The organism is Streptomyces sp. NPDC047971 (genome assembly GCF_040653355.1).
GTDB lineage: Bacteria > Actinomycetota > Actinomycetes > Streptomycetales > Streptomycetaceae > Streptomyces.
In genome coordinates this window covers 160,406-173,020 of the sequence record NZ_JBEZNW010000007.1, presented here as the reverse complement: position 1 = coordinate 173,020, position 12,615 = coordinate 160,406, and the positions used below count along the sequence as shown (strand labels likewise).

Sequence of the window (12,615 nt, the reverse complement as noted above, 5' to 3'; positions counted from 1 at the left end):
CCGGGTCACACCCCCTTTCCTCACGACGAGCCCCGAGGTGATCACCCATGTCCTTGTACGCCCCGTCCCCACTCGATGTCGCCGACGAACTGTCGGCCCTTCTGCGCGACACCACCACCGAACCCCGCCCCGACCCCCAGCTGGAGGCCCTGACCCTGGCCGTCGCCGCCGACCTGCCGGTGCTCCTGTGGGGCGAGCCGGGGATCGGCAAGACCGCGGCACTGACCCAGCTCGCCGACACCTTGGACCTGCCGCTGACCACCGTCATCGCCAGCGTGCACGAGCCGTCGGACTTCGCCGGCCTGCCGGTCGTCGGCGACGATCCGGCCGAGCAGGGTGTCCCGATGGCCCCGCCGGACTGGGCCGTACGGCTCGTACGGGCCGGCCGCGGGCTGTTGTTCCTCGACGAGCTGTCCACCGCCCCGCCGGCCGTGCAGGCCGCCCTGCTCCGCCTCGTCCTCGAACGGCGGATCGGCTCCCTGCGACTGCCGTCCGGCGTACGGATCGTGGCCGCCGCCAACCCGCGGTCCTCGGCGGCCGACGGCTGGGAGCTGAGTCCGCCGCTGGCCAACCGCTTCGTCCACCTCCAGTGGGTCTACGACCACGAGGTCGTCGTCCGCGGTCTCGGGGGCACCTGGCCCCGGGCGACCCTGCCCCGGCTCGACGCGGCGAGGATGCCGGAGGCCGTGGACTTCGCCCGCCGCGCGGTGTGCGCGCTGCTCGCCGCCCGCCCCAAGCTCGTCCACCAGCTCCCCAGCGGCGAGGCCCGCAGGGGAGGCCCCTGGCCTTCGCCGCGCAGCTGGGAAGCGACCCTGCGCCTGATCGCCTTCGCGACCACGGCCGGGTCCTCCCGGGACGTGCTCTCCCTGCTGGTCAGGGGAGCCGTCGGCGACGGCCCCGGCCTCGAACTGCTCGCGAGCCTGGACCGGCTGGACCTCCCTGATCCCGAGACCCTGCTCGCCGACCCCGGGAGCGCCGTCCTGCCCGAGCGCGGTGATCTGCGCCAGGCGGTGCTCGACGGCGTCGTCGCGGCCGTCCGCGGACGGCCGGAGAAGTCCCGCTGGGACGCGGCGTGGGCCCTCCTGGTGCGGGCGATGGAGACCGGGGCCCCTGATCTCGTGGTCGTTCCCGCGACCACGCTCGCCTCGCTGCGCCAGGAGGAGTGGGACGTACCGGAGTCGATCGAACGACTGGCGGGAGCGGTGTCCCTGTCCCGCCGCGCCGACCGGGCGGGGGCCCGCGCCACTCCGGCCAGGGGGGCGGCCCGTTGAGCGCGACCGCGTCGGGGACGGAGCCGGTCCTGGACCGCGAGAAGCTCTTCGCCGCCCGGCTCCACGCCGCGCGGGTGCGGCCGTACCTGGCGACGGCGCTGTTCGCCCTGCACACCGTGGAGTCGACCCGGGTGCCGACGATGGCCGTCGACCGGCACTGGCGGTGCTACGTCTCACCGTCGTTCGTCGACCGGACCCCGCTGGAGGAACTGGCCGGGGTGTGGGTGCACGAGGTCTCGCACCTGCTGCGCGACCACCACGGACGCGGTGACCGGGTCGCGCGGGAACAGGGACTGACGGGGCCCGGGGAGCGGTTGCGGATGAACATCGCCGCGGACTGCGAGATCAACGACGACGCGTTCGGCGACGGTCTGCTGCGGCCCGAAGGCGCCGTCACACCGCAGATGTTGGGACTCGATGCCGGGCAGCTCATGGAGGACTATCTGGGGCGGTTCTCCCTCGGAGCGGGCACCCTGACGCATGTCTGGCTGGACTGCGGCAGCGGCGCCGACGGGCTCGACAGGGAATGGGACCTCGGACCCGACGGTGCGCACGGGCTCAGTGCGCAGGAGCGGGACGCGGTGCGGTTCCGGGTGGCCCAGGGCATCAACGGCCGCCCCGGAAGCGCCTCGAAGTCGTGGCGGCGGTGGGCGGAGGAGGCGTTCCATCCTCCGCAGCCGTGGCGGGACCTGCTGGGAGCGGCGATCCGCTCGGCGGCGTCCGCGTCCGGCGCCGGCGAGGACTACACGTACGGCCGTCCGGCCCGGCGGTCGGCGGGGCTGCCGGGCGTGGTGCTGCCGAGTCTGCGGCGGATGCCGCCCCGGGTGTCCGTGGTCATCGACACGTCCGCCTCCGTCAGCGACGCCGAGCTCGGCAGCGCGCTCCTCGAGGTCGCCGCCATCTCCCGTGCCGTGGGCGGGCGTCGGGACCTGGTCGGCGTGCTGCCGTGCGACGCGTCCGCCCCGTTCGTGCACCCGCTGTGCCGCGCCGAGGGGATCCCCCTGACGGGGGGTGGGGGCACGGACCTGCGCACGGGCTTCGCCAGGGCGCTCAAGGCCCGGCCCGCGCCCGATGTGGTCGTGGTCCTGACCGACGGTCAGACGCCGTGGCCGGAGACCCGGCCGGCGTGCCGGACGGTGGTGGGGCTCTTCGCGAGGGGGTCCGCGAACCGCTCGTGGGACGAGGACGATCCGGAGTACGTCCCCGACTCACCGCCCGACTGGGCCCGCGTCGTCGACATCGGGTAGGGCGGAAGCGCCGGTCGGGTGGCTCGGGGGCGCGGCCTCTCCATCGGGTCATCGCACCTGCCGGAAACCTGCACATCGTGCGCGTGACCTGGACGCGCCCCCTTGATTGCTCCCCGACCCGACGGGCGAATCCCGCCCGGGTGGTACGGCTCTGTCCCTTTCCTACCCCGCGTACGAAGGGGTGCCGATATCTGTTACTCGTTCCTGCGAAGAAGGTGTCACCGTTCCGTGAAATTAGCTGCACGGCTGCTGTCCGAGGTACACAACCACGTACGTGAGGACGTCAACAGAATTGGCCGGGTAGCCCGTTCGCGTGCTTGGATCACCGCGCTGCGTCAGTCGGAAGTGCGGCCGAGTTTCGGCCTGCTGAATGGCCGCAGGAATGGATTCCCCCCAACAAACGAAGGGTGCGCATCATGCGTAACGACCTTGAGACCCGCGAGATCGCCGACACCGAGCTGGACGCCGTCTCCGGCGGTCTCGTCAGCATCTCCGGCGGTGTCGCCGGCGCTGCGACCAGCGACGTCACCAACGTCCTCGGCGCCGTCACCTCCCTCCAGACGGTCCAGGGTGTCGAGGGCCTCGTCGGCGGCGTCCCCGGCCTGGCCGCCAACGTCACCGGCCTTTCGGTGAACACCTCCGCCGTCACCGGTCTCGCCGGTCTCTGAGCGGAATATCGCCATGAACCCCGGAACCTGCCAGGTTCCGGGGTTCATGGCCTCTCCCGTGCCGAACCGAAACACATGCAGTTGAAGGAATAGTCCGTGGAGTTCCGCCAAAAGGCACTTTCCAAGCTGCAATCGCCCGAAGAACTCGACGTCCCCGTACGCTTCGCGCGCCCGCCGGGCCGCCTCGTGCTGGTCGTCACGGTCGTCGTCATGGCGATCGCGAGCTTCTGGGCGCTCACCGGCACGGTGTCGTCGAAGCAGAGCGCGCCGGGCATCCTCACCCGCGCGGAGGGCAGTTACCTGCTGCAGAGCCCGGTGGCCGGGCAGGTGACCGACGTCCTCGTCGAGGAGGGCACGTCCGTGTCCACCGGGACGGCGCTCCTCACCGTCCGTACGGAGCAGGGGGACCGTCCCGTGCGCGCCGTGGCCGACGGCCGGGTGACCACGCTCTTCGCCAGGATGGGTTCGGTCGTGACGACCGGCGCGGACGTGGCGACCGTGGAGCGGGTGACGCGTGCCGACGACCCGCTGGTCGCGATGCTCTACATGACCGGCGACAGCGCGTCGACGGTCCGGGTCGGCGCCCAGGTCGACCTGAGCGTCCAGTCCGCCCCCCGAAGCCGGTTCGGCGTGCTGCGCGGCCGTGTGAAGGCGGTGGGCCGCGCGCCCCAGACGCAGGCGCAGATCGGCAACTTCCTCGGCGACAGCGGGCTCGCCGCCCAGTTCTCCCGGCAGGGCAACCCGATCGCGGTGCTGGTGACGCTGGAGCGCTCCACCGCCACCAGGTCCGGCTACGCCTGGTCCTCCGCGGACGGCCCGCCGAACCCCGTCGACTCCGGTACGCCGGTCACCGGCGCCGTCCATCTCTCCGAGCAGCGCCCCGTCGACTGGCTGCTGCCGTGAGCGCCCGCGGGAAGTCCCAGGAGTCCCCCGGTACCCGGGCACACTCGCGTTCGCGCTCGGCCCGTCGCCTTCCGCCGGCCGAGCGCCGTCGCCGCCCCGCCCCCAAGGGCAGGAGGCCCCGCACCGTCCGCACCCCCACGGTGCTCCAGATGGAGGCCGTGGAGTGCGGCGCCGCCGCCCTCGCCATGGTGCTCGGGCACTTCGGCCGCTTCGTGCCGCTGGAGGAGCTGCGCATCGCCTGCGGTGTCTCCCGCGACGGCTCCCGGGCGAGCAACCTCCTGAAGGCGGCCCGTGGTTACGGTCTCCAGGCCAAGGGGATGCAGATGGACCTGGCCGCGCTGGCCGAGGTCGCCGCCCCGGCCATCCTCTTCTGGGAGTTCAACCACTACGTCGTCTACGACGGCATGGGCCGGCGCTTCGGCCGCAGGGGCGTGTACGTCAACGACCCCGGCAAGGGCCGCCGGTTCGTCCCCATGGACGAGTTCGACACCAGTTTCACCGGCATCGTGCTCACCTTCGAGCCCGGCGCCGGCTTCCGCCGCGGCGGGCGCAAGCCGGGGGTCATGAGCGCCATGCCCGCCCGCCTGCGCGGCACCGCGGGCACGATGACCGCCGCCGTCGTCTCCAGTCTGCTGCTGGTGTTCGTCGGCGCGTGGGTGCCCGCGCTGAGCCGTACGTACATCGACATGTTCCTCATCGGGAGCCAGACCTCCCTGCTGGGTGTCCTCTTCGCGGCGATGGCGACCACTCTCGTCCTCACCGCGACGCTCACCGCCGTGCAGCAGGCCAATCTGCTGCGCGGCAGGATCATCTCCTCCACCCTGGGCAGTGCCCGCTTCCTCCGGCACCTGCTCAGGCTGCCCATCAGCTTCTACTCGCAGCGCAACCCCGCCGACCTGGTCCAGCGCCTGCAGTCCAACGACGCGGTGGCCGAGACCCTCGCCCGCGACCTGGCCGCGGCGGGCGTCGACGCCGTCGTCGTGCTGCTCTACGCGGTGCTGCTGTGGACGTACGACCCGCAGCTCACGGTCGTCGGCGTGCTGATCGCCCTGCTCAATGTGGTCGCCATGCGGATCGTCCTCCATCTGCGGGCCACCGACACCCAGAAGCTGCGCGCCGAGAGCGCCCGGCTGACCAACACCTCGTACAGCGGTCTTCAGCTCATCGAGACGATGAAGGCCACCGGTGGGGAGAACGGCTTCTTCCGCCGCTGGGCCGGACAGCACGCGATCACGCTCGACGTCCAGCAGCGGCTCGGGATGCCCAGCGCGTGGCTGGCGGTCGTCGCACCGACCCTCGCCGCGCTCAACAGCGCCCTGATCCTGATGATCGGCGGCCTGCGCGCGGTGGAGGGCCATCTCTCCGTGGGGCTGCTCGTGGCCTTCCAGGCGCTGGTGACCAGCTTCACCGCGCCGATCACGCGGCTCAACGGCGTGGCGGGCCGGATCCAGGACTTCGCCGCCGACGTCGCCCGCCTCAAGGACGTGGAGAACTTCCCCGTCGACCCGCTCTACACGCGGCGCGAACCGGCCGCCCGCACCCGCCGGCTCAAGGGGCATGTGGAGCTGGACGACATCACCTTCGGCTACAGCCCGCTGGACGCCCCGCTGCTGAAGGGATTCTCGCTCTCGGTCGGTCCCGGTCAGCAGGTCGCGCTGGTCGGCGGCTCCGGCAGCGGCAAGTCCACGGTCTCCCGGCTGATCTCCGGCCTCTACGCCCCCTGGGAGGGCGCCATCCGCATCGACGGGATGCGTCTGGAGGACATCCCGCGCAGCGCGCTGGCCGCCTCCGTCTCCTTCGTCGACCAGGACGTCTTCCTCTTCGAGGGCACCGTCCGCGACAACGTCGCCCTGTGGGACCCCTCGGTCCCGGACGAGGCCGTGGCCGCGGCCCTGGAGGACGCCGCCGTGTACGACGTGGTCGCCCGGCGTCCCGGCGGCATCCACAGCCGCGTGGAGCAGGACGGCAGGAACTTCTCCGGAGGCCAGCGCCAGCGACTGGAGATCGCCAGGGCCCTCGTGCGCCGGCCCAGCGTCATGGTCCTCGACGAGGTGACCAGCGCCCTCGACGCCGCGACGGAGCAGCTCATCATCGACAACCTGCGGCGGCGCGGCTGCGCCTGTGTGGTCATCGCCCACCGGCTGAGCACGGTGCGCGACAGCGACGAGATCGTCGTGCTCGACCGGGGCACGGTGGTCGAGCGCGGCCGGCACGAGCATCTGGTCGCGGCGGGGGGCCCGTACGCCGACCTGGTCAAGGAGCACTGAGGTGACGTTCCCTCACCAGCCCACGGTCCCCGACCCGCACGCGGTCCAGGGCCACGGCGCGACGGTCGCCGGCCACGACTCGGCGGCCATCGCCGGACACCCGGCGGCCGGAGGCGTCCCGCACCCCCAAGGCGTCCACGACCCCGTCGTCGCGGCGCTCGGCGGGCTCGGTTCCGCCGTCGACTGCACCGGGGCGCGCAGCGTCCCGCTCGAAGGCCCGCACGTGCTGTGGCTGGTCGTCGACGGCGCCATGGACCTGTTCGCCGTCGACAGCGCCCAGCTCGGCCCCTGGCACTTCCTGGGCCGGCTCGGGGCGGGGACGCTGCTGCTCGGCCCGGTCGAGGGGCCCGAGCACACCCTGATCGGCCGCCCGCTGCAAGGCTGCCTGCTGCGCCGTGTCGAGCTGCGGGAGCTGTCGTTCCCCGCCGGCCAGTGGGCGACGCATCCGTGGTCCGGCGAGCAGACGCCGTACGGCGCCGTCGAACCCCGGTTGAGCCCGCTGGAGCATGGGTTCGCGCTCGGTATCGGCCGTGGTCTGCGCGTGCTGTACCAGGCGCCGCTGGGCGGCCCCGCCACGACGACCGGCCCGGGCGGTGCGGACGACGACATCCTGTGGATGCAGATCGTCCCCGGCAGCGTGCAGTACGGCGCCGCGTACGAGGGCTACGGCGGGGGCGGAGGATACGGCGACGACTCCGCCGGCACCCTGCTGGTCGACCAGGCGATGTGGCACGGCATGGTCGACCAGCAGTACCGGCTGCTGTACGCCCTGGACACCTGGATCGAGCAGCTCGAACGCGCCCACGAGGACCGCACGGCGGCCGGCATCGAGGCCGGCGAGGCGGCCCGTACGCAGGCGGACCGGGCTCTCCTCGACTCCATCGGCCGCTCCGGCGCCTCCGGCAAGGGGGCGCGCGGCCGCGCAGGCGACGACGCGACCTACGCCGTGTGCCGGCTGGTCGCCGACGAGGCGCGCATCACCCTCTCCGAACCGACCGAGGCGGGCGCCGCCTCCGCCCGTCTCGACCCGGTCGAGCGCATCGCGCTCGCGTCACGGATCCGCACCCGTGTCATCAAGCTCGGCGGCACGTGGTGGCGGGAGTACGGCGGACCGCTCGTCGGCTACCGCGAGGAGGACGCGACCCCGGTCGCCCTGCTCTGGCGGCGGGGCCGGTACGAGGCCGTGGACCCGGCCACCGGCGAGCGCGAGCGCATCGGCAGGGACAACGAGGAGTACTTCGAGGCGCGCGCGGTCATGCTCTACCGGCCCCTGCCCGACCGGCCGCTGGGCCTGCCGTCCCTGTTGCGCTTCAGCGTCCGGGGCACGCGCGCGGAACTCCGGGGTCTTCTGCTGGGCGGGCTGGTCGCGGTCGGTCTGGGTGCGCTCGTCCCCGTCGCCACGGGCAAGGTGCTCGGCGAGTACGTGCCCAACGCCGAGACCGGCCTCATCGTGCAGACCGCCCTGGCGATCCTCGCGACGAGCGTGGTGTCGGCCGCGTTCATGCTGATGCAGAACGTCTCCATCCTGCGGGTGGAGGGCCGGATCGAGGCCACCTTGCAGCCCGCGGTCTGGGACCGGCTGCTGCGGCTGCCGACGAGGTTCTTCGCGGGCCGTTCCACCGGTGAACTGGCCAGTGCGGCCATGGGCATCAGCACCATCCGCCGGGTGCTGTCCGGAATCGGCCCCGTCGTCGTCCAGGCGGGCACCGTCGGCACGATGAACCTGGTGCTGCTGCTCGTCTACAGCGTGCCGCTCGCGCTGGCCGCGCTCGCCATGCTGCTCGTCATCGCGGCCGTCTTCCTGGGCCTCGGGCTGTGGCAGCTGCGCTATCAGCGGCAGCTGATCAGGATCGGCAACAAGCTCAACAACCAGGCGTTCCAGACCCTGCGGGGGCTGCCGAAGCTGCGCGTCGCCGCGGCCGAGAGCTTCGCCTACGCGGCGTGGGCCGACGAGTTCGCCCGTACGCGTGAGCTTCAGCAGAAGGTCGGCCGGCTCAAGAACGTGGTCGCCGTCCTGAACGCGGTCTGTCTGCCGCTGTGCACCCTCGTGATGTTCATGCTGCTGGCGGGACCGGCCCGGGGCTCCATGTCCGCGAGCGAATTCCTCACCTTCAGCACGGCCGTGACGATGATGCTGTCCTCGGTCACCCAGCTGACCGGCGCGCTCCTGTCGGCCGCCGCCGTGCAGCCGATGTTCGAGCAGGTGAAGCCGGTCTTCCGGGAGACGCCCGAGGTGCGTGGCTCCAGCACCCCGCCGGGCGAGCTCAGCGGCGCCATCGAGGCCCAGAACCTCTCGTACCGGTACTCCGACGACGGACCGCTCGTCCTCGACGACGTCGGTTTCCGGATCCGGCCCGGCGAGTTCGTGGCCGTCGTCGGTGCCAGCGGCTGCGGCAAGTCGACGCTCCTGCGGCTCCTCATCGGCTTCGACAAGCCGATGTCCGGCAGTGTGCGCTACGACGGCCAGGACCTGGCGGCGCTCGACCAGGCCGCCGTGCGCCGCCAGTGCGGAGTCGTCCTGCAGAACGCCCAGCCCTTCTCGGGCTCGATCCTCGACTGCATCTGCGGCACGGAGCCGTTCCCGCTCGAGGACGTGTGGGCGGCGGCCACGATGGCGGGTCTGGCCGAGGACATCAAGGCCATGCCGATGGGGATGCACACCATGCTGTCCGACGGCGGGGGCACCATCTCGGGCGGTCAGCGCCAGCGGCTCATGATCGCCCAGGCCCTCATCCGCAGGCCCCGCCTCCTCTTCTTCGACGAGGCGACCAGCGCGCTGGACAACGAGGCCCAGCGCGTGGTGATCGAGTCCACGCGCGCGCTGAACGCGACGCGCGTCGTCATCGCCCACCGGCTGTCCACGATCATGGACGCCGACCGCGTGATCGCCATGGCGGACGGCCGGATCGTCCAGCAGGGCACACCCGCCGAACTGCTCGCCGACACGGACGGCCTCTTCCACGAACTCGTCCGCCGTCAGCTGCGCTGACCCGTACGGTCGGCTCGTCCGCGCGGGGGCCCGGCGGGTCAGAAGTCGACGGCGTCGCGGATCAGGGGGCAGGTCATGCAGTGGCCGCCGCCGCGTCCCCGGCCGAGTTCCGCGCCGACGATCGTGATGACCTCGACGCCCGCCTTGCGCAACAGTGTGTTGGTCTGGGTGTTGCGGTCGTAGGTGAACACGACGCCGGGTTCGAGGGCGACGGCGTTGTTGCCGCTGTCCCACTGCTGCCGTTCGGAGGCGTACACGTCGCCGCCCGTCTCGATCACCCGGAGCCCGGGCAGGCCGAGGGCCTCGGCGACGACCTCGACGAACGGGGTGGTGCCCTCGTCGGTGACCTCGACTCCCGGGGCGCTGTCGCCGGGCCGCAGGGAGAAGGTGTGGACCGCGTCCATGATCTTCGGGTGGAGGGTGACGATGTCCCGGTCGGCGAAGGTGAACACGGTGTCGAGGTGCATCGCCGAGCGCAGCTTCGGCATCCCGGCGACGACGACCTGGGTGGCGGCGCCCTGGGCGAAGAGGGCGGCGGCGACCTGGGTGATGGCCTGGCGTGAGGTGCGTTCGCTCATGCCCATGAGCACGACGCCGTTGCCGACGGGCATGATGTCGCCGCCCTCGAAGGTGGCCTGGCCCCAGTCCTGTTCGGGGTCTCCCCACCAGACGGTGGCGTCCTTGAAGTCGGGGTGGAAGGTGTAGACGGCCTTCATCAGAAGGGTCTCGCCGTGGCGCGCCGGCCAGTACAGCGGGTTCAGCGTGACACCGCCGTACAGCCAGCAGGTGGTGTCACGGGTGTAGAGGGTGTTGGGCAGCGGCGGCATCAGGTACTCGCGTACCCCGGTCGCCTCGCGGGCGAGGGCGACGTACCCGGAGCGGAACTCGTCGGGCAGGTCGGTGGTCGACAGACCCCCCACGAGGTACTCGGCGAGCGTGCGCGGGGCGACGGAGTCGAGGAAGGCGCGGGTGTCGTCGAGCAGGCCGAGACCGACCTCGTTGGCGATGATCTTCCGGTCCAGCAGCCAGGCCCGGGCTTCGGGGATCGCCATGGTCTCGGTGAGCAGCTGGTGCAGCTCCACGACCTCGACGCCGCGCTGGGTCAGCTTGTTGACGAAGTCGGCGTGGTCGCGCTGGGCGTTCTCGACCCACATCACGTCGTCGAAGAGCAGATCGTCGGCGTTGGTGGGGGTGAGCCGGCGGTGGGCGAGCCCGGGCGAGCAGACCAGGACCTTGCGGAGCCTTCCCACCTCGGAGTGGACGCCGAGGCTGCGCGGGGAGGGGGTGCTGTCGTTGCCCGTCATGGTCGTGCGCCTTTCCGGAGGGAGCTGCGGGTGCGGGTACGGGGGTGGCTCGACCGGTCAGAGCTCGATCCAGCCGGCGGCGAGCGCGGCGATGCCGATGCCGGCGCCGACGACGGAGACCGCGCAGAGGAGGGCCTCTGGCGGGGAGAACGGGCGCCGGTTCTGTTCGCGACGGGCCTTGACGAACAGGAACGTGGCCGGCGCGTAGATGATGAGGGAGACGAGGACGAACTTGAGGCCGGCCGCGAAGAGGAGGAAGGCCGTGTAGGCCGTGGCCACGCAGGCCACGACGAGTTCCCTCGTGGTGCCGCGCCCCGCGCCCTTCTCCCGCTGTGACGGCAGGGCGATCTTCACGGCGAACGCGGCCGCCAGCAGGAACGGGATGAGGCTGAGCGCGCTGGTCAGATCGAGGGCGAAGTTGAAGGCGTCGTCGGAGAAGGCGGTGACGACGAGCACGACCTGGCTGAGCGAGGTCGTCATCAGCAGCGCGGGCGCGGGTACGTCGTCGCCCACGGAGCGCCCGAGGAATCGGGGCATGTCCTTGTCCTTGGCCGCGACGAAGAGCACCTCGGCGGCCATCAGGGTCCAGGCGAGATAGGCGCCGAGCACGGAGACGATGAGGCCGACGCTGACGAAGACCTTGCCCCAGGTGCCGACGGCGGCCTCCAGGACGCCCGCCATCGACGGCTGGCGCAGCTCCGCGATCTCGCTCATCGGAAGGATTCCGTACGACACGATGGTGACCGAGGCGAAGATCGCGAAGACGCTGAGGAAGCCGAGGACGGTCGCCCGCCCGACGTCCTCCCGGCGCTTGGCGTGCCGGGAGTAGACGCTGGCGCCCTCGACGCCGAGGAAGACGAAGACGGTGGCCAGCATCGTCCCCCGGACCTGGTTGAACAGGGAGCCCGCGTAGTCGGCGCCGGCGAAGTTGTCCGCGAACACGGACGGTTCGAAGTAGACCAGCGCCAGGATGACGAAGACGATGATGGGCACGAGCTTGGCGACGGTCACGATCCGGTTGATCGCGGTCGCCTCCTTCACTCCCCGTCGGATGAGGAGGAAGAAGGCCCACAGACCGGCGGAGGAGAGGACGATCGCGAGTGCGGTGTCACCGTCGCCCAGCGCGGGGGCGATCGCGCCGATCGTCGACATGATGAGGACCCAGTAGGTCACGTTCCCGACGCACGCGCTGGCCCAGTACCCGAAGGCCGAGAAGAAGCCCAGGTACTCGCCGAAGCCCGCCTTCGCGTACGCGTAGACGCCCGCGTCCAGGTCGGGCCGGCGCACCGCGAGCGTCTGGAAGACGAAGGCGAGCATCAGCATGCCGACACCGGCGATCGCCCAGGCGATCAGCGCCCCCGCGACCCCGGTCTCCTGTGCGAACCGCCTCGGCAGCGAGAACACCCCGGCGCCGACCATGGACCCGACGACCATCGCGGTCAGGGTCAGGAGGGTCAGTTTGGCGACGGGTGGGTTTCCGCCCGCGGGCGAATCCGTGCTCGTGTCCGCGTTCGTCATTGCCCACATCCTTCACGAACAGGGTGGTTCGGGCACTCCGGTGACGTCCCGGTTGGTGCGATCGAGGGACCGCGTCGGCCCGACCGACGAGACACCCCTAGGCTGGCGCGGCACCCGCGCGTCACCCGCGTCGTCACGACGTCGGCCGGACCCGCTGCCACCCACCGAAGGAGCGCGCCGGCTCGTGGCCGACCTCGAAGTCACCTACGACGCGGTGGCGAACGCCGCCTATCTGTACCTCACCACCCCCGGGTCGCACCCCCGGGTGACGTCCATGTACCCCTGCGATCCGGTGAAGGTCGACGGCATGATCAACCTCGACTTCGACGAGGCGGGGCGCCTCATCGGCATCGAGGTCCTGGACGCCCGCGCGAAGCTGCCCGCGTACCTGCTCGAGTCGGCGGAGCGCCTGGACACCGAGGGTCCGTGAAGGGACCCGCTCCCGGCG

The 12,615-nt window shown here is 71.7% G+C and carries 9 protein-coding genes; 7 read left to right on the top strand and 2 right to left on the bottom strand.

Features of this window, described 5'->3' with window-relative positions; genetic code table 11:
* The first annotated feature begins 47 nt into the window (after positions 1 to 47).
* The 6 genes from AB0D99_RS09955 (at position 48) to AB0D99_RS09930 (ending at position 9,345) form a co-directional block, all read left to right on the top strand.
* The gene (locus AB0D99_RS09955) at positions 48 to 1,271 is read left to right on the top strand and encodes a MoxR family ATPase (RefSeq protein WP_362358525.1); all 1,224 of its coding nucleotides are present in this window, start codon (positions 48 to 50) and stop codon (positions 1,269 to 1,271) included.
* Entirely contained in the window at positions 1,268 to 2,518 is a 1,251-nt protein-coding gene (locus AB0D99_RS09950) for a VWA-like domain-containing protein (protein WP_362358524.1), read from the top strand. Before AB0D99_RS09955 ends, AB0D99_RS09950 begins: the two co-directional genes overlap by 4 nt.
* Before the next feature lie 416 nt (positions 2,519 to 2,934).
* Positions 2,935 to 3,186, top strand: coding sequence for a hypothetical protein (locus AB0D99_RS09945; protein WP_362358523.1), 252 nt, complete (start codon positions 2,935 to 2,937; stop codon positions 3,184 to 3,186).
* Between the two features lie 96 nt (positions 3,187 to 3,282).
* Positions 3,283 to 4,089, top strand: a complete 807-nt coding sequence (locus tag AB0D99_RS09940) for an HlyD family efflux transporter periplasmic adaptor subunit (RefSeq protein WP_362358522.1) — start codon at positions 3,283 to 3,285, stop codon at positions 4,087 to 4,089.
* A gap of 140 nt (positions 4,090 to 4,229) precedes the next feature.
* On the top strand, positions 4,230 to 6,356 hold the full coding sequence (locus tag AB0D99_RS09935; protein ID WP_362358620.1) for an NHLP family bacteriocin export ABC transporter peptidase/permease/ATPase subunit: 2,127 nt from the start codon (positions 4,230 to 4,232) through the stop codon (positions 6,354 to 6,356).
* A gap of 88 nt (positions 6,357 to 6,444) precedes the next feature.
* Positions 6,445 to 9,345, top strand: a complete 2,901-nt coding sequence (locus AB0D99_RS09930; protein WP_362358618.1) for an NHLP bacteriocin export ABC transporter permease/ATPase subunit — start codon at positions 6,445 to 6,447, stop codon at positions 9,343 to 9,345.
* 38 nt (positions 9,346 to 9,383) lie between these two features.
* Here the strand turns inward: AB0D99_RS09930 and AB0D99_RS09925 are convergent, their stop codons facing one another.
* Both AB0D99_RS09925 and AB0D99_RS09920 read right to left on the bottom strand, forming a co-directional pair.
* Entirely contained in the window at positions 9,384 to 10,649 is a 1,266-nt protein-coding gene (locus AB0D99_RS09925) for an arginine deiminase (RefSeq protein ID WP_362358521.1), read from the bottom strand.
* Positions 10,650 to 10,706: 57 nt separating this feature from the next.
* Positions 10,707 to 12,167 (bottom strand): basic amino acid/polyamine antiporter, encoded by a 1,461-nt coding sequence (locus AB0D99_RS09920; RefSeq protein WP_362358520.1) that lies wholly within the window; start codon positions 12,165 to 12,167, stop codon positions 10,707 to 10,709.
* Positions 12,168 to 12,351: 184 nt separating this feature from the next.
* On the opposite strand from AB0D99_RS09920, the gene AB0D99_RS09915 reads away from it, so the two are divergent.
* Positions 12,352 to 12,597: a DUF2283 domain-containing protein gene (locus AB0D99_RS09915; protein ID WP_362358519.1), complete on the top strand. Its 246-nt coding sequence runs from the start codon at positions 12,352 to 12,354 to the stop codon at positions 12,595 to 12,597.
* Positions 12,598 to 12,615 lie beyond the last annotated feature (18 nt).